Annotated in this window: 15 protein-coding genes; 10 read left to right on the top strand and 5 right to left on the bottom strand. The window is 69.7% G+C overall.

The window, feature by feature from the left end; all coding sequences use genetic code 11:
- The first annotated feature begins 57 nt into the window (after positions 1–57).
- From H5J26_RS04620 to H5J26_RS04650, 7 genes are all read left to right on the top strand, one after another.
- A complete protein-coding gene (locus H5J26_RS04620; protein WP_181764404.1) occupies positions 58–960 on the top strand; it encodes a bifunctional helix-turn-helix transcriptional regulator/GNAT family N-acetyltransferase in 903 nt (300 codons plus the stop codon).
- A gap of 66 nt (positions 961–1,026) precedes the next feature.
- On the top strand, positions 1,027–1,686 hold the full coding sequence (locus H5J26_RS04625) for a GNAT family N-acetyltransferase (protein WP_181764382.1): 660 nt from the start codon (positions 1,027–1,029) through the stop codon (positions 1,684–1,686).
- Between the two features lie 277 nt (positions 1,687–1,963).
- Positions 1,964–2,269: a hypothetical protein gene (locus H5J26_RS04630; protein ID WP_181764383.1), complete on the top strand. Its 306-nt coding sequence runs from the start codon at positions 1,964–1,966 to the stop codon at positions 2,267–2,269.
- Between the two features lie 72 nt (positions 2,270–2,341).
- Complete coding sequence (locus H5J26_RS04635; RefSeq protein ID WP_210771003.1) at positions 2,342–3,208, top strand: hypothetical protein; 867 nt, start codon at positions 2,342–2,344, stop codon at positions 3,206–3,208.
- Between the two features lie 30 nt (positions 3,209–3,238).
- Positions 3,239–5,224: a fumarate reductase/succinate dehydrogenase flavoprotein subunit gene (locus H5J26_RS04640; protein WP_181764384.1), complete on the top strand. Its 1,986-nt coding sequence runs from the start codon at positions 3,239–3,241 to the stop codon at positions 5,222–5,224.
- The gene (locus tag H5J26_RS04645) at positions 5,221–6,105 is read left to right on the top strand and encodes a succinate dehydrogenase/fumarate reductase iron-sulfur subunit (protein ID WP_181764385.1); all 885 of its coding nucleotides are present in this window, start codon (positions 5,221–5,223) and stop codon (positions 6,103–6,105) included. Before H5J26_RS04640 ends, H5J26_RS04645 begins: the two co-directional genes overlap by 4 nt.
- Positions 6,106–6,385: 280 nt before the next feature.
- Positions 6,386–8,158 carry a serine hydrolase gene (locus tag H5J26_RS04650; RefSeq protein ID WP_210771004.1) on the top strand — a complete coding sequence of 591 codons (1,773 nt, stop codon included), beginning with the start codon at positions 6,386–6,388 and terminating at the stop codon, positions 8,156–8,158.
- 85 nt (positions 8,159–8,243) lie between these two features.
- On the opposite strand, the gene H5J26_RS04655 is transcribed toward H5J26_RS04650, so the two are convergent.
- From H5J26_RS04655 to H5J26_RS04670, 4 genes are all read right to left on the bottom strand, one after another.
- Complete coding sequence (locus H5J26_RS04655) at positions 8,244–10,040, bottom strand: SpoIIE family protein phosphatase (RefSeq protein ID WP_181764387.1); 1,797 nt, start codon at positions 10,038–10,040, stop codon at positions 8,244–8,246.
- Positions 10,041–10,340: 300 nt separating this feature from the next.
- Positions 10,341–12,791 carry a SpoIIE family protein phosphatase gene (locus H5J26_RS04660; protein ID WP_309237775.1) on the bottom strand — a complete coding sequence of 817 codons (2,451 nt, stop codon included), beginning with the start codon at positions 12,789–12,791 and terminating at the stop codon, positions 10,341–10,343.
- Between the two features lie 90 nt (positions 12,792–12,881).
- Entirely contained in the window at positions 12,882–13,106 is a 225-nt protein-coding gene (locus tag H5J26_RS31250) for an SPOR domain-containing protein (RefSeq protein ID WP_235980397.1), read from the bottom strand.
- A 95-nt stretch (positions 13,107–13,201) separates the two neighbouring features.
- Complete coding sequence (locus tag H5J26_RS04670) at positions 13,202–13,954, bottom strand: GntR family transcriptional regulator (RefSeq protein ID WP_181764388.1); 753 nt, start codon at positions 13,952–13,954, stop codon at positions 13,202–13,204.
- 574 nt (positions 13,955–14,528) lie between these two features.
- Here H5J26_RS04670 and H5J26_RS04675 point away from each other — a divergent pair.
- From H5J26_RS04675 to H5J26_RS31875, 3 genes are all read left to right on the top strand, one after another.
- On the top strand, positions 14,529–15,227 hold the full coding sequence (locus H5J26_RS04675) for a DUF4232 domain-containing protein (protein ID WP_181764389.1): 699 nt from the start codon (positions 14,529–14,531) through the stop codon (positions 15,225–15,227).
- A gap of 475 nt (positions 15,228–15,702) precedes the next feature.
- Positions 15,703–17,553, top strand: coding sequence for a TIGR03767 family metallophosphoesterase (locus H5J26_RS04680; protein WP_181764390.1), 1,851 nt, complete (start codon positions 15,703–15,705; stop codon positions 17,551–17,553).
- A gap of 30 nt (positions 17,554–17,583) precedes the next feature.
- Entirely contained in the window at positions 17,584–20,274 is a 2,691-nt protein-coding gene (locus H5J26_RS31875) for a LuxR C-terminal-related transcriptional regulator (protein ID WP_181764391.1), read from the top strand.
- A gap of 138 nt (positions 20,275–20,412) precedes the next feature.
- Here H5J26_RS31875 and H5J26_RS04690 read toward each other — a convergent pair whose 3' ends face one another.
- Positions 20,413–21,831, bottom strand: a complete 1,419-nt coding sequence (locus tag H5J26_RS04690; protein ID WP_181764392.1) for an ATP-binding protein — start codon at positions 21,829–21,831, stop codon at positions 20,413–20,415.
- Positions 21,832–21,876: the final 45 nt, after the last annotated feature.

Consider the following 21,876-nt stretch of genomic DNA (forward strand, 5'->3'; position numbering starts at 1 on the left):
GCTGTGGGCTCGAAGAACTCGAAGGGGGCGGCCGTGGCTGACGGGACGGTTCAGGAGATGCGGGCGTTCAACCGCTTCTACACCAACCTCATCGGCGCGCTCGATTACAGCCGTCACCTGCACACCCCGTACACGCTGACCGAGGCCCGCGTGCTGTACGAGCTGGTGCATGCCCCGCAGACAGACGCCGCGGATCTGCGCGCCGCGCTCTCCGTTGACGCGGGCCAGCTGAGCCGCATGCTCACGCGCTTCGAGGAGCGGGGGCTGGTCAGCCGCGGGCCCTCGGCGCGCGACGCCCGGCGGCTCAGCGTGGAGCTCACCTCCGACGGCAGGGAGGCCGCGCAGCTGCTCGAGGAGCGCTCGCAGGGCGCGGTGGAGTCGCTGCTGGACCGGATACCGGAGCCGGAGCGTGAGCTGCTGGCGCAGAATCTGCGCACGGCTCGCGGAATCCTGGAGGGCGGCTCGGCGGGAACGGCCCCGCTGGCGCGAGTGCGGGCCACGCGCCCCGGCGACCTGGGCTGGATCATCGAGCGGAACGCCTCGGTCTACGCCGAGGAGTTCGGCTGGGACAGCACCTACGAGGCGCTCGTCGCCCGCATCGTCGCCGAGTTCGCCGGCGGCCACGACCCGCAGAGGGAGGCGGCCTGGGTGGCCGAACTCGACGGGCGGAGGGCGGGGTGCGTGATGTGCGTGGCCGACAGCGCCCCCGACACGGCCAGGCTGAGGCTGCTGCTGGTCGACCCGGGCGCCCGCGGCCACCGGCTCGGGGACCGGCTGGTGGAGGAGTGCGTCAGCTTCGCCCGCGCTGCCGGCTACCGCGAGATGGTGCTGTGGACCAACGACGTACTGGCCGCGGCGAGGCACATCTATCAGCGCGCCGGCTTCGAACTGGTCGATGAGGAGCGGCACCGCAGCTTCGGCCACGACCTGGTCGGCCAGGACTGGCGGCTCGGGCTGTGACCCGGTGGTGCGGGCGGCCTCGAAATTGCGTCGACGCCCCCTGGCGGGCTGCGGCAGGCTCCTGTCATGGCACCTCGCTGCTGGCCCCTCTACGGGCTGAGGATCACCACGCCCCGCCTTGAACTCCGCCTCCCCGATGAGGAGTTGCTCGAGGAGCTGGTGGCGGTGGCGGCTTCAGGCGTGCACGAGGCGGACGACATGCCGTTCGGCGTCCCCTGGACGGACGGCGGCCCCGAGAAGCGCGCCCGTACGACGTTCCAGCACGTGCTCGGCACCGTCGCCCAGTGGCAGCCGGAGAAGTGGACCCTAAGCCTCGCCGTGCTGCACGAGGGCGAGGTCGTGGGGCGGCAGGACCTGACGGCGTCCGACTTCGCGGTCACCGGTGAGGCCCACACCGGCTCCTGGCTGGGGCTCGCGCACCAGAACCGGGGCATCGGGACGGAGATGCGGGCGGGAGTGGCGCACCTGGCCTTCCAGGGGCTGGGAGCGCGAACGCTGACCTCGAGCGCGATGACGGACAACCCGCGCTCGCTGGCCGTCTCCCGGAAGCTCGGGTACCTCCCGGACGGGGTGGAGCTGGCAGCCGTACGGGGTGCCGCCCGGACCTTGCAGCGGCTCCGTCTGGACCGCGCCTCCTGGGAGGCGCACCGTTCGGTGAAGGTCGAGCTGCACGGGCTGGAGCCGTGCCGGGAGCTGTTCGGGGTCGCCCGTACGGCCTCGGCATGACCCTCGGCGGGCCCGGAGGCGGCTGATCCTCGCGGATCACGGCCGTGCTCGGTGCCGATACGGCGATGCTCCGTCTGGCCGTCCCCTTTGTGAGCAGCGACAAGTCGGCGTGACCCTTCCGGGTGACTGGGCTTGGTGATCGTGCCCCGCACGAGGTAAACCCGTGCAGCGCCCTTCACAAGGGGGAGAGTGACGCGCGACACTCGCCATCGCACCTTGACACGCAAGCCGCTCTTGACCACAAGCAGCCGCCACCACCAGCGGAGGTAGGCCCGTCATGTCACCTCACACGTCCCTCCACGACGACCTGACGGCGGCGCAGCGCTGCCTCGATGAACTGACCCGTACCGTCGACCGGCTGGAACGCCAGGTCGGCAGCGGTCTGGAGATCCGGCGAGTCCGCAGCGACGCCGAGCACCTGCGGGAGTCCCTGGCGCTTCTGCGTGCCTCGTCACCGACCGCGGGGGCGACGAGCGCCGTCCGACCCGAGATGGTCACGATCCCGGACAAGCCCTACGACCACGGCCTGTGGTCGGACGTCGACGACGAGGGGGTGGGCGCCAAGGACCGGCACGCGCCGTGAACCAGGCGCCGTCGAGCTGAGTGAGCTCACAAGGACGCCCCAACTATCAAGTCGCCCCTACCGGAGAAACCGTTGGCCACTGGCACCCAACCCCAACCGAATACGAGCAGCACGGGCAGTACGAGCAAGCCGCCGGATGCTCCCGGCACCGGCGGAGTGCTCACCGGCACGCGCGCCGCCATCGCAGAACGGCACCTGCGCACGGACCGCTGGTGGCTTTCCCCGGCGATGACCGCGCTGGGCCTGTTCGCCTTCATCGTCTACTCGACGTGGCGGGCCTTCGCGAACACGGACTACTACCACGCGCCCTACGTATCGCCGTTCTACTCCCCCTGCCTCGCCGAGAGCTGCGAGAAGATGCAGGGCGGCCCCAACTGGGCCCTCTTCGGGGAGTGGTGGCCGCTGTCGCCCGCGTTGATCATCCTGATCTTCCCGCTGGGCTTCCGCCTCACCTGCTACTACTACCGCAAGGCCTACTATCGCGGCTTCTGGGCCTCTCCCCCGGCCTGCGCGGTGGCCGAGCCCCACAAGAGCTACAGCGGTGAGACGCGCTTCCCCCTCATCCTGCAGAACATCCACAGGTACTTCTTCTACGCCGCCGTCCTCGTCGCGGTGATCCTCACCTGGGACACCCTGCTCGGCTTCCGCAATCCCGACTACGAGTGGGGGCACATGGGTCTGGGGACCCTGGTCTTCCTCGTCAACATCGTGCTGATCTGGGCGTACACCCTCTCCTGCCACTCCTGCCGGCACATCATCGGCGGACGGCTGAAGCACTTCTCGAAGCATCCGGTGCGGTACCGAATGTGGGGCCTGGTCGGAAAGCTCAACGGCCGTCACATGGAGCTGGCGTGGGCATCGCTTCTGAGCGTGGGCCTCGCCGACCTGTACGTGTACCTGCTGGCGACCGGTGCCTTCACCGATCCGCAGCTCTTCTGACCACGCTTCTCTGAGAGGGATGCACCACAAATGACGCAAGTCGAACGCCAGCAGTGGGATGTCGTCATCGTCGGAGCGGGCGGTGCGGGGCTGCGGGCCGCGATCGAGGCACGTGAGCAGGGTCTGCGTACGGCAGTGATCTGCAAGTCCCTGTTCGGCAAGGCCCATACGGTGATGGCCGAAGGCGGGATCGCCGCCAGCATGGGCAACGCCAACGCGGGCGACAACTGGGAGGTCCACTTCCGCGACACCATGCGTGGCGGAAAGTTCCTCAACCACTGGCGGATGGCGGAGCTGCACGCCAAGGAGGCGCCCGAGAGGGTGTGGGAGCTGGAGACCTGGGGGGCGCTGTTCGACCGTACGGCCGACGGCCGCATCTCCCAGCGCAACTTCGGCGGCCACGAGTATCCGCGCCTCGCGCACGTCGGAGACCGCACGGGGCTGGAGCTGATCCGCACGCTCCAGCAGAAGACCGTCGCCCTCCAGCAGGAGGACTACAAGAACTTCGGGGACTACGAAGCCCGCCTGAAGATCTTCCAGGAGTGCACGGTCACTCGGATCATGAAGACCCCGGTCGAGGGCGGTGCCCCCGGGGAGGAGCGCGTCTCCGGAGTCTTCTGCTACGAGCGCGAGTCGGGCCGCTTCTTCGTCATGGAGGCGCCCGCCGTGGTCCTGGCGACCGGCGGCATCGGCAAGTCCTTCAAGGTGACCTCCAACTCCTGGGAGTACACCGGCGACGGGCACGCGCTGGCGCTGCTCGCCGGAGCGTCGCTGATCAACATGGAGTTCATCCAGTTCCACCCCACCGGGATGGTCTGGCCGCCTTCGGTGAAGGGCATCCTCGTCACCGAGTCGGTGCGCGGTGACGGAGGTGTGCTGCGCAACTCCGAAGGCAAGCGGTTCATGTTCGACTACATCCCGGACGTCTTCAAGGAGAAGTACGCCGAGTCCGAGGACGAGGCCGACGGCTGGTACGAAGACCCCGAACGCAACCGGCGGCCACCCGAGCTGCTCCCCCGCGACGAGGTCGCCCGCGCCATCAACTCCGAGGTCAAGGCCGGCCGCGGATCTCCGCACGGCGGCGTCTTCCTCGACGTCTCGACGCGCATGCCCGCGGACGTGATCCGGCGCAGGCTGCCGTCCATGCACCACCAGTTCAAAGAGCTGGCGGACGTGGACATCACCGCGGAGGCCATGGAGGTCGGGCCGACCTGCCACTACGTGATGGGCGGCGTCGACGTCGATCCGGACACGGCCGCGGCCGTCGGAGTCACCGGGCTCTACGCGGCGGGCGAGGTCGCCGGCGGCATGCACGGCTCGAACCGGCTCGGCGGGAACTCGCTGTCCGACCTGCTGGTGTTCGGCCGCCGTGCGGGGCTGCACGCCGCGAAGTACGCCGCGGGGCTGAAGGGCGAGGAACGTCCGGCCGTCAACGAGCAGCAGATCGAATCGGCTGCGGCCGAGGCCCTGCGCCCGTTCAGCGCCGAAGAGGTCGCTGACGGGGCACCCGCGGAGAACCCGTACACCCTTCACCAGCACCTGCAGCAGTCCATGAACGACCTCGTCGGCATCATCCGCCGGGACGAGGAGATGGCGCAGGCCCTGGAGAGGCTGGCGGAACTGCGCGTACGGGCGACGTACGCGGGGGTCGAGGGGCACAGGCAGTTCAACCCCGGTTGGCACCTGGCGATCGACCTGCGCAACATGCTGCTGGTCAGCGAGTGCGTGGCGCGCGCGGCGCTCACACGCACGGAGTCGCGCGGCGGTCACACCCGCGACGACTTCCCGGAGATGGACCGCGAGTGGAGGCGCTCGAACCTCGTGTGCACGCTCGCCGACGAACCGGTCTCGGTCGACGCCTCGGTGCAGCCCGGCGAAGCCGCTGAGCGCGCCGACCGCGGACGCATCGACCTGCACCGCCGAGACATGCCGCCGATCCGCCCGGATCTTCTGGAGCTCTTCGAGAAGGAGGAGCTGATCAAGTACTTGACGGACGAGGAGCTGACGACCGAATGAGCGCGGAGACCCACGCGGGCGAGGGAGCGGGCACGCATACGCGCCCAGACGCGGAGCAGGCGGAGGGCACCGGCACGCCGGGCGCCGTCAGCGGCGGCGCACCGGACGCCTCGGGCACGAGTTACATCGCGCAGTTCCGGGTCTGGCGGGGCGACATCGACGGCGGCGGCCTGGAGGACTTCAAGGTCGAGGTCTTCGAGGGCGAGGTCGTCCTCGACATCGTCCACCGGCTGCAGGCGACGCAGGCCCCCGACCTGGCGGTCCGCTGGAACTGCAAGGCGGGCAAGTGCGGCTCGTGCAGCGCGGAGATCAACGGACGGCCCCGGCTGCTGTGCATGACACGGATGTCCATCTTCGACCGGTCGGAGATCATCACGATCACGCCGCTGCGGGCCTTCCCGGTCGTGAGGGACCTCGTCACGAACGTGAACTACAACTACGCGAAGGCCCGTGAGATCCCCGCGTTCGTGCCGCCTCAGGGCCTCGGTCCGGGCGAGTACCGGATGCAGCAGGAGGACGTCGGGCGTTCGCAGGAGTTCCGCAAGTGCATCGAGTGCTTCCTGTGCCAGGACACCTGCCACGTGGTGCGTGACCACGAGGAGAACAAGCAGGCGTTCGCCGGCCCGCGCTTCCTGATGCGTGTCGCCGAGCTGGACATGCACCCCCTGGACGCCGCTGAGGAGTCCGGGCTGGACCGCAAGACCACCGCGCAGGACGAGCACGGCCTGGGTTACTGCAACATCACCAAGTGCTGCACCGATGTCTGCCCGGAGGGCATCAAGATCACGGACAACGCCCTCATCCCGCTCAAGGAGCGGGTCGCGGACCGCAAGTACGACCCGATCGTCTGGCTGGGCAACAAGATCCGCCGCCGGACATGACGGAGCATGACGCGAACTGACGGACCGGACCGGGGGTGTGCTGAAGCACACCCCCGGTCCGCCGTTCCGGCGAAATTCCGGTGTGGGCCTGTCTGAAGGCCCGCGCACGCCAGTGGTCGGACCAACGGCGTCCACGTACGGCGGGTCACAGCGACCCTCCGGCTGGATACGCTGCTCCCTCGGACGCAGCCGGGAGGGTGCGACCGCGTGCATGCGAAACGTCCGTGACCGGTACCAGCGCAGGGGAACCTCGATGAGACGTCGGCACTTCCTTGGAACCGTGGGCAGCCTCGTCGTGGCGTCGGGGGTGGGCCCCAGCTCCGCACCCGCTCTGGCGGCATCGCCGTCCGTAGTGGTCAAGGACGGCCCGCCCACGGTGACGCCCGACGATCTGCGCTTCCAGCCCCGCACCCTGCGTCCGGGGAGCCCGGCACGCGCCGGCCTGCTGAGCGCCGAGGTCAAGCGGCTCGTGCCCGCCGCGGAGGAGTACATGCGGCCGGGCCCCGGGCGTCCGAACCCCTCACTCCCCGGGTTCGTGCTGCTCGCCGCCAGGGACGGCGTCGTCGTGGAGCACGCCGCGCGCGGCCACGCCCTGCGGTACGCCAGCTGGGACGAGCCGACGCAGTCGGCGGTCGAGCTGCCGCGCGACGAGTGGGTGCCCACGCGCAAGGACACGATCTTCGACGTGGCCTCGGTCTCGAAGCTGTTCACCTCGGTGGTGCTGGTGAGCCTGGCCGAGGAGGGGACGCTGGACCTGGACGCGCCCGTGAAGCGGTACCTTCCGGCGCTCGCCGAAGCCGACCCGGCTAAGGCTACGATCATCGTGAAGCAGCTGGTGACGCACACCTCCGGCATGAAGCCCGACATGGACCTCAAGCCCTACCCGGACCACGCGGCCCGGATCACCGCGGTCTTCAAGGAGCCGCTGCAGAGTGCGCCGGGCGAGAAGTACGCGTACTCGGACCTGAACCTGATCACCGCCGGCAGTCTCCTGGAGAAGGTCACCGGCAAGGGCCTCGACGAGCTGGTCGCCAAGCTGATCACCGCGCCTCTGGGCATGGACGACACCGGCTACAACCCGGCTGCCTCCAAGCTGGACCGCATCGCCGCCACGGAGTGGATGCCGTGGACCGGCCGGGGCATCGTTCGCGGTTCCGTGCACGACGAGAAGGCGTACTACCTGGGTGGTGTCGCCGGCCACGCGGGCGTCTTCTCCACCGCCGCCGACCTCGCGGTCTTCGGGCAGATGATGCTCAACGGCGGTACGTACAAGGGTCATCGGGTGCTCGGCGAGGACTGGGTCCGCAAGGTGATCACCAACGAGAACCCGGGCATGGGTCCGGAGGCCGCCCGCGGGCTCGGCTGGCAGCTGAACCAGCGCTTCTACATGGACGCCATGACGTCCCCCGTCACATTCGGCCACACCGGGTACACCGGCCCCTGTCTCGTCGGCGACCCCATCAACGGCAGCCTCTTCGTGCTGATGGCCAACAGGGTGCACCCGACGCGCAATTGGGGCACCGAGAGCGTCTACCGCCGCGCACCCGCACGGCACCTGGCCCGCGCCGTCCCGGTGCGTCCGGCCGTCTCGCGGGCCGCCTGGTACTCGGGACAGGTCAACGAGAGCACGGGCACCCTGCGGGTCCCGCTGCGGCGAGCGGTGAAGGACGACGCCTCGCTGCGTTTCCGGCTCTGGTACGACACCGAGGCCGACACGGACGTCTGCACGGTGGAGGCCACGACCAGCGCACCCGGCGGCGAGGCCGAATGGACGGCCGTACCCATGCGTCTGCGGACGCGCGGGTACCGCTGGGAGAGCGACGGCAAGCTCTCGGGGTTCTCCGGGCGCCGTTGGCTGACCGCCCAAGCGCAGCTGCCCGACGGGGTGACGGGTGTGCGCTGGAGCTACACCACGGACAAGGATCAGCACGGGCGGGGCGTCTACGTGGACGACATCCGCGTGCTCAGCGGCAAGCGGCCCGTCTTCATGAGTGTGCGGCCGGCTGACAACGCCCGTATCGAGGCCGAGGGTTGGAAGCTCTCCGAGGACTGAGCTCCGGGGGCCGGCCTCCGGGCCGGTCCCTGACGGGCTCCGCCCGCGCTCGGGCCGGGTGTCGGCACCGGATCGGCCTGGGGCCTCAGAAGAGGCTGAGCAAGGCCTCTGTCGGGTCCGAGGGCTTGGAGTCCCGTCCAGGGCGGGCGAGTTCGAACCAGACGGTCTTCCCGCGGTGCGTACGCCTGCTGCCCCAGCCCGTGCTCAGCAGGCCGACCAACTGCAGTCCCCTGCCGCCCTCGTCGGTGACGTGGGCGCGGCGGCGGCGGGGCTGCACCAGCCCTGAGTCCCAGACCTCGCACACGAGCGTACGGTCCAGCAGCAGCCTCAGACGTATGTCGCCCTTGCCGTGCCGAAGGGCGTTGGTGACCAACTCGCTGACCAACAGCTCGGCGGTGTCGGCGAGTCCGTCCAGTTCCCAGACGGCGAGCTGATCGCGGGTCAGTTCACGCGCACGGGCAACGGACCGCGGTTCGGACGAGAGCGTCCAGTCGCCGACGGCGCCTTCCGGGAGCCCCTGGACGCGGGCGACCAGCAGCGCTATGTCGTCCTCACCGTCGTGGACGTTGAGCGTGGTCAGCACACGGTCGGCGACGTTCTCCAGCGACTCGGTGGCGTCGGTGAGCGCCGCACGCAGCGCTCCCAGGCCTTCGTCGATGGGGTGTTCGCGAGACTCGACGAGCCCGTCCGTGTAGAGCGCGATCATCGAACCGTCCGGCAGCTCTATCTCGATCTCCTCGAACGGCTCGCCGCCCACGCCCAGCGGCACCCCCTTGGGCACCTCCAACAGCAGCGCGGATTCGTCGGGTTCGACGAGCACGGGGGGCAGATGGCCGGCGTTCGCTATCGTGCAGCGTCGCGAGACGGGGTCGTAGACGGCGAAGATGCAGGTCGCGAGATAGACCTCCGACAGATCGTCGCTGCCGCTGCGTTGAGAACCGGGGGCATCGCCGAGCCCCCTGGCGATCTCGTCAAGGGCGCCCAGGACCTCGGCGGGCTCCATGTCGGTCGTCAGCGCCAACGTCCGTACAGCGGTGCGCAGTTCACCCATTGCGACCGCTGCGCGAAGCCCGCGCCCCATCACGTCGCCGACGACGACAGCCGTGCGGTGGCCGGGCAGTTCGATCACGTCGAACCAGTCACCGCCCACCTCGGTGGCCGGGTTGCCCGGCAGATAGCGGCAGGCTATGTCGAGCCCGGCGGCCTCCGGGTCGCCTGGCGGCAGCAGGCTGCGCTGGAGTATCAACGCCCGCTCGTGTTCCCTGCGGTACAGGCGCGCGTTGTCTATGCAGACCGCCGCGCGGGAGGCGAGTTCGGCGGCGAGGGCCGCGTCTCGTTCCCCGAAGGGCTCGCTGCCCTTGACCCGGGAGAACTGCACCAGCCCCAGCACCCGGTCGCGGGCGACCATCGGCACGGCCAGCGTGGACTGCACGACGGCGCCGAACTGGAGCGGCACGGTGCTGTCCTGGCCGGGGACGTGCTGCACGTGTCCCGTGCGCAGGGCGCTCGCGCAGGGAGTGTTGAAGGGATAGCAGTGGGTCGCGCCTACGGTGACGGGACTCGAACCGGTCGTTCCCCTCTGGCCGTCACGGGTCAGGGACGGCGGAGCTTCGGAGACCGAGCTGGCGAACCCGACCCGGCGCAGTTCGCCGCTGCCGTCACCGGGACCCACGGGGCGCGGCTCGTCCCCGGCGAGGACTTCCATGTACAGGTCGACGGACGCGAGGTCACAGAACTGCGGGACGCCGACGTCCAGCAGCTCGCGGGCAGTGGTCTCCAGGTCGAGCGAGTTGCCGATACGGGCGCCCGCCGCGTTGAGAAGAGCGAGTGCGCGACGTACGTCGTCCGGCTTCCCCGCCGCCTCCACCGGTATATCGCTCAACGCCGCCCCTTCCCGTGACCAGTGTGGGACCGGTTCCGAGCAGTGTGGCAGGCGTAAGGCACCCGGAACACGCTCTTCCCGATCGCCGCACGAATTTCTGCGGTTCCCGTCGCTTCAAGCAACAACCGTGCGGCCCCCACACCTCCGTGCAGTTCCCCCCTGTCATACGCAGGGGCACCTGACTCCTAACCCGGCTGGGGCCGTTCGAACCATTTTGTGCGAGGGCGCACTGCAGGAGCAGAGGTGCGACGCAGAATCGTGATTCGACGGTCAGCGAGCCGGTGCTCCCGTCAACCGCGCTCAGCGGATGGGCAGTTCGAACCAGACGGTCTTGCCCATGGGCCCGTGCCGCGTGCCCCAGCGGCGGGCCTCCCTGGCCACGAGCCGGATGCCGCGGCCGCCTTCGTCGTCCGGAAGGGCGCTGCGTTCGCGCGGCGGATCGGGCAGCGGATCGGATACCTCGATCAGGAGTGAGCTCCCCCGCACCATGCGGACGACGATGGGACCGTGCGCGTAGCGCATCGAGTTGGTGACCAGCTCACTGACGAGCAGTACGCACGCGTCCTCCAACGCCCCCAGTCCCCACTCGTGAAGTGTCCGCCGGACGACCTCACGTGCCCTGCGTACGGCGTAGCCCTCGGCCGGGAAGGTCCAGGAGGCGGCGCTGCCCTGGGGCAGCCCGCCGAGCTTGGCCATCAGCAGGGCGACGTCGTCGTTGGGCTGGGAGGCGGTCCGCCCCTCCAGGTCGTCGATGATGCTGTCGCAGGCCTCTTCCAGCGTGGCCGGGGTCTCGGGGTCGTCCTCGACGGGGCCGCCGGAGAGCATCTCGCAGAGGCGGTCGATGCCCTGGGTGATGTCCTCCCCCCGCGACTCGATGAGGCCGTCGGTGTAGAGGATGAGCACCGATCCCTCGGCCACCTCAAGTTCGAAGGCCTCGAAGGCGACGCCTCCGACGCCGAGAGGGGCGCCCGAGGGCAGGTCCAGGGTGTGCGCCTCCCAGCTTCCGTCGCTGGTCTCGGTCAGCAGCAGCGGCGGGGGGTGGCCGGCCTTGGCGATGCTGCAACGGCGCGTCGAGGGGTCGTAGACGGCGTAGACGCAGGTGGCGATGAGGGGGTCGTCCGTGCTCTGGACGAAGTCGTCGGCGAGGTCGTTGACGCGCCTGAGCAGTTCGTCGGGTGGCAGGTCGAGCCCCGCAAGCGTACGGACGGCCGTACGCAACCGTCCCATCGTCACCGCCGCGTGCAGTCCGTGGCCCATGACGTCCCCCACCACGAAGGCCACTCGGCCGCCCGCCAGAGGGATGACGTCGAACCAGTCGCCACCCACCTCGGCGCCGCTGCTTCCCGGAACGTAGCGATAGGCCACGTGCACGCCGGGCGGCTCCGGGACCTTCTGGGGCAGCAGGCTGCGCTGGAGCATCAGGGCTCCGGCTCGTTCACGCGCGTAGAGGCGGGCGTTGTCGAGGGTGATGCCGGCACGGTCGGCGAGTTCCATGGCCAGTGCTATGTCGTCACGGCCGAACGGCTGGCGCCCCTCGGCCCGGCTGACCATGAGCAGGCCGAGGACGACGCCTCGGGCGCGGAGCGGTACCGCCATCAGCGAGTGGACGTTGAGGTCGAGCGCCGCCTGCATCTTGGGGTCACCGGGATAGGTGGCGGCGAGCAGTTCGCGCTGGGACGAGGCGACGTGGGGGACGCCCGTGGCGAGGGTGCGGCCGAAGAAGGAGTCCGCGAGAAAGGGGACGTCCTGGCCGACGCGGAGCATGCGGTTCACCGTCGGCCCCTCGTCGCGGGCGGCGACGCCGAGCTGGAAGAGCGGAGTTCCGGTGAGCAGTTCGATGTCGGGCAGGTCTCCGCCGTGCGCGGCGGCTTCGATGAGCATCACGCCGGCGTAGTCGGCGAGCCGGGGAACGAGGCTGGAGGCCAGGGCCTGCGCGATCGCGGTGACGTCGAAGCGGTCCGCGAGGCCCACGCCGACCTCGTCGAGCAGGGTCAGCCGCTCCCGCGCGGCCTCGATCTTCTCCAGCGCCTCGCGCCGCTCGGTGATGTCCATGACGACGCAGCTGACGCCGAGCACCTCGCCCTCGTCACTGGTCAGCCTGCTGTAGGAGACGGAGCGCGATCCGGGGCCGTCGGGTGCCGGCATCACCACGTCGACGACGGGCCGCCCCGTCTCGAGAACCGTCGACATGACGGTGGAGACCTCCTCGGCCATCCATGCCGGAAACACCTCGTAGACGGACCTGCCGACGTGTTCCTCCACCGGCATCTGGTCGAGCCGGGCGAGGGCCTCGTTGACGCGCACGAACCGCTTGTCGTTGTCGAAGAGGGCGATCCCCAGAGGAGAGGACTCGAAGAGCGCGTCGAGCGCGGCCAGGTCGTGCTCGACGGCCCGGATCCTGCTGGTCTCGACGATGTTCGCCAGTATGACGGGACGGTCCTTGGCGTCGTAGAGCAACGAGACACGGCCCTCGACGGCGACACGGTGGCCCGCGCTGTGAAGGATGCTCATGATGCCCCGCCAGCGGCGGTCACGCTTCAGGGCGTCGTCGCGCTTGCGCTCCCCCTCGCCGTAACCGTCCTCCAGAAAGTCTTGGATGCGACGGCCGACGACCTGCTCGGCGCGCCAGCCGAGGATCTCCTCCGTCATCGGGTTCCAGAGCAGGATCCTGCCGTTCCCGTCGAGCATGACGGTTCCGACCCGGAGGGTGTCGAGGATCGAGGCCGCTCCCTCGGAGGGTCCTGTGCTCACACCGCCCACGTCCCTGATCGGGTAGCCGTCCCGCCCGGTCATTCCGGACGAGGAGGACTGAAGAGTCCACATACCCGATTTTGGGCCTAGTCAGGCGTACTCGCCGCTCGCGCACCCCAGAGGCTCGACCAGATAGCTGGCCCTGCCCTCGCCGGCACCCCTCGCGTGGCTGCCACCCGCGCACAGCCGGTCCGCTGCCAGCTCTGCTTCCGTACGGGTGGCATAGCTGCCCACGCGGTAGCGGTTGCCGTGGCTGTCCTCACGTATGACATGCCAGGGGAGCACAGCATCGCTGTCACCGCTCACACTTCGCATATGCCGGACCCTACGCCCGGCCTTCACTCAGCGCATTCGACTTGCCACAATGGGGCATTGTTTTCGGCCACACGTTCGCACGCGGGCCCCGACGATCACCTCACGGGCAGGTGGTACGAGACTCGGAAGCGGTCCGCCGGGACGACCACGTCGGCCGTCTCCACCGCACGGCCGCCCGCGAAGAACGTACGGCTCACGACCAGCACCCCGTGCCCGGGGACGCCGCCCAGCTCCGCCATCTCCTCGGCCAGCCCGGGACGGGCCCCGACCTCCTCCACGACGTTGTCGACCACCACGTCGATGGCGGCCATCCGCTCCACCACGCCCTTGCCGCCAAGGGGGCCCTCCTCGGGGAGCATCACGGGCGTACGGCCCGTCACCAGCAACGGCTCCCAGGAAGTGGAGAGCATCGACGGCTCGCCCTCCACCCGGAAGAGGTACCTGGTGCGCATGACCCGCTCGCCGGGGACGATGCGCAGCCGCTCGGCGATGAGCGGACTCGCGTCCTCCTGCTCGCTGCGGGACTCCCAGGTGCCCTTGACGTCCTCGTCGGACTGCTCCTGGCGGAAGGGCGAGGACTCTCCCAGCGTGCGGTAGCCGGTGCGCGAGACGCGGCGCGGGACCGGGTGCTCACGCACGTATGTGCCCGAGCCGGAGCGGCCCTCGACGAGCCCCTCTGCCATCAGCACCTTTCGGGCCTCCAGCGCAACGGTGTCGGAGACGCCGTATTCCGCGCGGATCCTGGCCTGGGAGGGCAGCCGGGTGTGAGGGGGCAGGTCCCCGCCGATGATCTTCTGCCGAAGATCGCCGGCCACGCGGAGGTAGGCGGGCTGTTCACCGAATGGCATGCGCTGCCCTCCCGGTTCCGAAGAAGCCACGACGCCGTCGCGACAAGTCTCCAAGTTGACAATGGGCAACAGCTTGGCAACTCACTGTTGCCACTTGCAACTTTGACCCAGAGTTTCACCCGATGTGATGAGTAGCTGCTCAGGGCCTCCACAGAAGAGCGCCTGCGTTCACATCCCCCTACCGGTCGGCGGCCACTGCCGCATCCGCCACGAGGCGGTCGGCCGACCGGGAGGCTGAGCGGAAATCCCGGACGCGGAACGGGAGGAGACGCACCGCGCCGCACCCGGCACCGGGACGGGCAGCACCTCCTCCCCGGCCCTGGTCCGCGGCCGAACGCGCCGCCCGGCCGAGGCCCGTACAGCACTCTCACATGCGGAATCGGCACTTCTCGGCTGCCGGAACCGCGTCCCCCGAAAGCACTGCTACGGCTGAGTAACTTCTACTCACGACCGTCCCCAGGGTGCGTGATGGGCTCGAGCGGTACGGCGGGGGAAGTCGCCGCGCGCGAGGACGGGGCCTCCTGGTCCCGCCGCCGTACCGACCGATGACCGATCGAACGCTCAGGGAACAGCAATGCGCTCTCAACTCCGGCTTCTTGCCGCAGGTACCGTCCTGGCCGCGTGCGGCCTCGTGCTCACGGGATGCGGCCCGGACGACTCCGACTCCGGTGCACCAGCCGCCTCCGTCAGCCCGACCGCGAGCACGGAGAAGACCGACGGCGGCTCCGCCGACGGGAATGGCGGTGACGGCACGCAGAACGAGAACGGCGGGAGCGGGTCGGGCTCCGGGGGAGAAGAGGCCGACGGCGGAATCGGCAATCACAAGCCGGACCCGCCCGCCTGCACCGAGAAGAACACCTCGATCACCGTCCGGACCGCCAAGGGATCGGGGAAGGCGGCGATCCAGTTGGTGAACAACAGCAAGCGCGCCTGCTCCATCCATGACGCGCCGAACGTCGAACTGCGGTCCGGCGACGACGAGATCCTCAATCACGAGCCGAGCGTCGACGAGAACCAGGAGTCGCTGCTCGTCACCGTGGACCCCGCGGGCGTCGCGACCGCGGATCTGACGTACGAGAGCGGCCCGGTGAGCGAAGGCGGCTCGCAGGACGGGATCAGCTGCGGCAAGGAGGCCGCCTCCGCCGGGATCTCCAACAAGGACGCGACCTGGCAGGCCGAGATCCGTGCCAACGAACCGGGTGACGCGGACCCGGTCTCCGGCGGGCTGATCGTCTGCGGTCCGAAGTCGAAGGTCGGCCCCTTCCACGAGTGAACGTGCCGCATTCGTCCGGAAAGGGGGATCCCGTCCGGGTGCCGGGCTCCTTCGGGGAGGCAGGAAGAGTAGTGATTCCTCATGCGCCCGGCCCGGATCCGGTCGAGAATCCACCGTCGTGAGGAAGGCCGCCCGGACTGACCGCCGAGGGTCCTTCCTCCACGACCGTGCCCGGCACCGGGCATCCGCCCGCATCGTGCGGTCCGGACGGTGCACGGGCGAACAGGTACGGGATCGCAGGGGGTTGATCGGCAGAGCGTCTCTCTCGTCATCGCGGTACGGAGCGGCAGCCGGGCTCCCCCGGAGGCAGCACCCGGTGCGGTGACGGCAACGGCGGCCGGGGTTCCGCGGCCGCGACGGCGTGACGGCGCAGACGGGGGGTGTGCCGTATCGGTCGACCCATGAGTCCGAAGTCCCAGCCATGGCGAGCAAGTCGAATGAGGAGTGGTGTGCGGTGTCTGTTTCGCGTCGGAGGATGCTGACCTTTGCTGCGGCGGGTGTCGCCGCGGCGGCGATCGATGTCGGCGGAGTGGGACGTGCCGCGCAGGCCGCCGCCGACTTGTTCTCCTCAGGCGCCGCCCTGCCCAAGAAGGGCGCCGGCACGACGCTGAGCAAGACCGTGCTGCCCGGCCCGCCCGACGGGAAGGGCTACCGGAAGCTCGTCGAGGGAGCCGGCGAAGAGCACCTTCTGCGTACGGACATCACGCCTCTACGCGCGCAGAAGTTGCAGCCTCTTGTCGCATTCGGGCACCTCAGCGACCTCCACATCATCGACGACCAGTCACCCTCACGCGTGGAGTTCCTGGACCGCTACAACGACAAGCCGGATTCGGGCTGGCCGTTCTCCGCCGCCTACCGCGCTCACGAATTCCTCTCGCTCCACCTGGTCGACGCGATGTGCCGGTCGCTCAAGGAACTCGGCAAGGGCCCCCGGACGGACCTTCCGCTGGCGTTCACCGTCGTGACGGGCGACGCCGTGGACAACGCGCAGCTCAACGAGACCCGCTGGTACATCGACCTGCTCGACGGCGGCAAGTCGGTGCAGGCCGACTCCGGTTCACCGACCCGGGACGAGAGCTTCGCGAACGGGGCGTTCGGGAAGGACGAGCACTACTGGCGTCCGGAAGACGCGCCTCAGGCCGGGAACAAGTACCACGAGCGTGGATTCACGCAGATCCCCGGCCTGTTGGGGGCCGCCCGGAAGCCGTTCACCTCCGGGGGGCTCGGCATGCCCTGGTACGCGGTCTACGGCAACCACGACGTGATGGCACAGGGCAACCTGCCGATCGACACCGACCTGCCCTTCTTCCACTCCCTGAAGTACCACACCGTCAACGGGTCCAAATGGACCGAGGGCCCGGAACTCCCGGCCGAGATGGACGACTTGGACCTCTTCGACGTCATCAAGGCCGTCTTCGACGGTGTGGAGTCGGAGGACGTCACACCGGACCCGGCCCGACGTCTGCTCACGCCTGGGGAGTTCATCGAGGAGCACCAGCGCACCGCCGGGCTCCCCGTGGGGCACGGATTCTCCGCGGGAAGCGACAAGGCGTACTACGCGATACCGGCCGAGGCGGACGACCCGATCCGGTACATCACGCTGGACTCCACGAACCCCGGCGGGCTCACCAACATCCAGAACAACGCCGACGGCGGAATCGACGAGGACCAGTTCTCGTGGCTCGAGGAACGCCTCAAGGAATACAGCCACACCTACTTCGACGCCGACGGCAACGAGGTCACCCAGGACGGCGTCAAGGACAAGCTGATCGTCGTCTTCTGTCACCACCCGATCCACACGATGACGAACACGGACGGCGATCACCATTCCGGGGAGGAAGTCGAAGCCCTTCTGCTGCGCTTCCCCAATGTGATCCTCATGGCCAACGGTCACACCCACCGGAACGAGATCAACCCGCACGCACGGCCGGCCGATCACGCGAAGCCCGGCGGTTTCTGGGAGGTCTCCGCCGCCGCCCACATCGACTGGCCGGTCCAGAGCCGGGTCATCGAAATCGCCGCCGGACAGGACGCGGACGGCAAGGAATCGATCTCCATCTTCACCACCGTCCTGGACATCGACGCGCCCCTGAGCAACGCGGGCGACCTCGGCAGCCCGAAGGCGCTCTCCTCACTCGCACGCGAACTGGCGGTCAACGACCTCCAGGTCGACGAATCGCACCGTGGTGCCGAGAAGGACCGCAACGCCGAACTCCTGCTCCCCGCGCCGTTCCCGCTGTCGGGCGTCACCAGCGCTCGCAGAACGCTCTCCGGTAAGGACGGGCGCCGCACAGGAGCACAAAAGGAGCCCTCGCTCACCAGCTGAACTTCACACCCCGATACGTAGAATCGCCGCATGGACGACTCGCGCATTGCGGCCCGGAGGGCGAATTGGCCCTTGTTCGGGCGGGATGAGGAGCTTGATTACCTCACGCAGGCATTGTCCGAGTACTCGGGCATGGTCATCTTCGGTCAGGCGGGGGTGGGTAAATCCCGCCTGGCCGAAGAATGCCTTGCCGGAGCAGAGCGATCCGGTTTTCGCGTCGGAAGAGCGGTGGCGAGCACGGCGGCCAGAACCGTCCCGCTGGGGGCCATCGCGCATCTCCTGCCCACCGGCGTGGACCTTTCCGATCCGGTGAAAGGGTTCGCCGCGGTGGCCGACGCCCTCCGCGGCTCGAATTCGCAGGATTCGCAGGACCGGTACGCGGTATTCGTCGACGACATTCATCTGCTGGACGCGACTTCGGCAATGCTGCTGCGTCAGTTGATGGATGCCGGAGTGATCACCCTCATCGCGACGATCCGCACCGGGGAGCCCCCCAGCGAGGCGGTGCAGGCGCTGACGTCCGGCGAATCCGTCCGCCACGTCGAACTGAACGCCTTCGACCTGCAACAGACCGAAGCACTGCTGCAGGAAGTCCTCGGCGGGCCCGTCGGCCAGCGCACCGTGCGGGACCTGCACCAGGTCTCGGGCGGGAACGTGCTCTTCCTGCGCGAGCTCGTCCGAGGAGCGCTGGAAGGCGACGCCCTGGTCAACGACGGGGAGGTCTGGGAGGCGGACCCGTGCGCCGGGTGGAACACGATGCGGCTGACGGAACTCATCCGCGTGAAGGTCGATTCGGTGTCCGGCTGCGCCCGTGACGCCCTCGAACTCCTCGCGTGCTGCGGGGCGCTCCCCCTCACCGCGATCGAGGCGACCGCCCCACTGGGCGTACTCGTGGATCTCGAACGCAACGGCCTGATCCACTTCGACACGGACCGCAGACGTACCCGGGTCTCGCTGACCCACCCCCTGTACGAGGAGGTCCTGCGGGCCGACGTGCCCGCGCTCACGTACCGGGCCACGCAGCTCGAACAGGCCGACCGCATCGAGGCGTTGGGGGCGCGCCGCCGGGGTGACGCGCTGAGAATAGCCACGTGGCGGCTGGACGCCTCCGGCGAGGCCGACCCCGCGTTGCTGCGCCGGGCGGCCTCACTGGCCCACTACGCACACGACCATCCGCAGACCCTCGCCTTCCTCAACGCGCTCCCCGAGCAGCATCACGACACCGGGACGCGTCTCATGCAGGGCGAGGCGTACTTCCACACGGGCCAGCCGGACCTGGCCGACGCCGTCCTCGCCCAGGCCGCGGAATCCACCCACGACGAGCCGGCGCGGCTCGCGATCACCGTGACCAGAACCACCAACCTTCTGGTCAGCAACGCTCCCATCGCCGAGGTCCTCCAGGTCAACGAGGCGGCCCGCGCCGACATGTCCATCGCCCCCGTCCGCGATCTGCTGCTCATCAACGAGGGCTTCATCAAACTCGCGAGCGGTCGGCCCGTCGCCGGTCTGGCCCTGCTGGACCGGCTGGAGCCGGAGGTCGACCAGGCCCTCGACCGGCGCATGTGGCTGTGCGCGGCGGCGGTGAGGACCGTCGCCCTGGCCCTCGTCGGACGCATCCAGGAGGCCACCGTCTGGGCGGAGCGCGCCCACGTCGCGCATCAGCAGACCCATGAGGAGGCCCGCCCCGCGCACCCGGCCGTACAGCAGGGGACGTTGGCCCTCGCGCTCGCCGAGGCGGGCAGGCTGGACGAGGCCGTCGCGCTCTGCGAGAGCGTGAGCGTCGACCTCGCCCGGCACAGCCCGATCCTGCGCGTCTTCCCCGCCCTGCTCAACGCCCGTACGCAATGGGTGGCGGGCCGCCCGGCCACCTCCCGCCGCATGTACGCCGAACTGGCCGCCCTCGCCCGCAGGGAGGACCACGTCAAGGCGCTGCGCATCGCCCTCAGCGGTCTCGCGGCGTGCGCGTCCGTGCTGGGAGACGTGGACGCGGCCCAGGGCGCCCTCGCCGAGCTGCGGACCCTGCCCGACGAACCTCCTGGGTACTTCTCCGTCGGTGAGGAACTCCTGGGCGACGCCTGGCTGCTGGCCGCCGGCGGTCACCAGAGCAAGGCGCGGCAGGTGCTGCGCACCGCAGCCGACGCGGCACGTTCGACGGGGCACATCACCTCGGAGGGCCTGCTGCTGACCGAGATCGCGAGGCTGGGCGGGGCGAAGGACGTCACAGACCGCCTGAGCGAGATCGCCGAGGAGTGTGACGGTGACCTGGCGGCCGTACGGGCGCAGTTCGCCTCGTCGCTCGCCGCGGGCGAACCCGCTCAGCTCCTGGAGGCGGCGGAACGCTTCGAAGCCATGGGCTCGTATCTCCAGGCCGCCGAGGCCGCCGCGGCGGCCGCCGATCTGTGGCGCCGCCGCGGTGAGGGACGTCAGGCGACGGCCGCCACCGTCCGCTCCGACACCGTCGCGGCGGCGCACTGCCAGGGAGCCGAGACGCCACTGCTGGACACGGTCCGCACGACGACTCCCCTGACGAGCCGCGAGCGGGAGATCTCCACGCTGGCCGCCGCAGGGGAGACGAGCAAGGAGATAGCCGCCGCCCTGACCCTGTCCGTCCGCACCGTCGACAACCACCTCCAGAAGGCGTACGCCAAGCTCGGCATCGCCACCCGCCGGGAACTCGCCGCGCACCTTCGCCAGTCCAGGCCGCCCGGCGTCGGGGCGTGAGCGGCGGCGGAGCGCGGGTCCGGCCGCTTCCCGCAGGGGGTGTCGCGTCAGGTGCTCAGACGTTGAAGCGGAACTCCCCGCCACGTCTGAGGCCTTACCGCGGGCACCAACTCCCGTGCCTCTCCCGCAATCCGCCTCTCACAGCGGCCAGGCGGTCAGGAGATCGCCGGGGCCGTAGGCGGCGTCGAGCCCGGGACAGTCGACTCCGCTGCGCGAGACCGCCACGACTGGAACAGGTTCGCTGGTGAGGGCGGCCCGGTGCCGATGGAGGGCTGCCAGGTCGTGCCGGTCGAAGGGCGACTGCTCCAGCCACTTGATGGAGCCGACGAAGAGCAGCTCCTTGGCGACGGGGGCGCGGTCAGCCCCGACGATGTCGATCTCGACGTCGTTGGTGCGGGTCCAGTAGCCGCCGACTGCGGGCGCCGCGGGGAGTCGGTCGTCGGGCAGTGTCCGGGCGAGCGCCTCCCGGACGAGCGGCTCGATCGCCCTGCCGCGCCAGCTGGTCCAGCTCTCCCGGATCCGCGCCAAGGTCAGATCGCCGCGCCCTCGCTCGACCTCCTCCATGGACGGGCCGAGCAGGTGCAGCCAGAACCGCAGGTAGGGATCTGTCACGCGGTAGCGGCGGTCCTTCGACGGACGCGGCGACACGGGCAGCTCCGCGGCGACGATCCGCTTCTCCGTGAGCAGTTCCAGCGCCCGCTGCAACGGTGTGGCCCCGATCCCGCCGGCTGCACGGGCGATGTTGGTGAAGGTCCGCTCGCCACTTCCGATGGCCGCCAGCACCGTACGGGCCTGGGCCTGCGGAGGGAATTCGGCAGCCAGCGAGCGCTCGGCGGAGACCAGCAGGGCCGATACCGGATCGTTCAGCGCCTCACCGAGGAAGTCCCACAGCCCTGCTCCGTGCGGCCACTCCGCGCAGATCAGCGGCAGTCCGCCGGTGACCAGCGCGGCGTCGAAGGCTTCCGCCGGGTCCAGCCCGAGCATGCGCCCGACCTCGGCGGGGTTCAGCGGTCCCAGCACCATCTCCCGGCCGCGCTGATGGAAGGGCCGTCCGTAGCTGTTCAGGGCCTCCATCATCGACAGATCGGAGCCGATGAGGACCAGCAGCACCGGCCTGGTCTCCAGTACCCGGTCCCAGGCCCGTTGCAGCATCCCCTCAAAGGCGCCCTCGGCATCCATCAGGTACGGCACCTCGTCGATGACCAGCACGCTCGCCCGGTCGGCGGGCAGCGCCGCAGCCAGCACGTCGAACGCGGCGTCCCAGCTCTCCGGCCGTGCGGCGGCAACGAGCTGCGCCATCGGCAGCGTCGACGCCTGGGCGTCACGGGCCAGCCGTGCGAGATCACCTCTGGAGGACGCACCGGTCGCCGCGTAGAACAGGAACGGGGCCCCGGAGCGCTCCGCAAACCGCTCGACCAGCCGCGACTTGCCCACCCGGCGCCGTCCGCGCAGCATCACGCACCGACCGGGCCGCTCCCCGCCGACCCCTGCCGCCACCTTCTGCAGCTCTCGCTCCAACGTCGCCAGCTCCTGGCGACGGCCTACGAAATCCACCACGGCGGTCGACCTCCACGCATGACACTAACGACGATGTTAGTAACA

The sequence above is a fragment of the Streptomyces albidus (ex Kaewkla and Franco 2022) genome, from assembly GCF_013870515.1.
GTDB classification, from domain to species: domain Bacteria; phylum Actinomycetota; class Actinomycetes; order Streptomycetales; family Streptomycetaceae; genus Streptomyces; species Streptomyces albidus.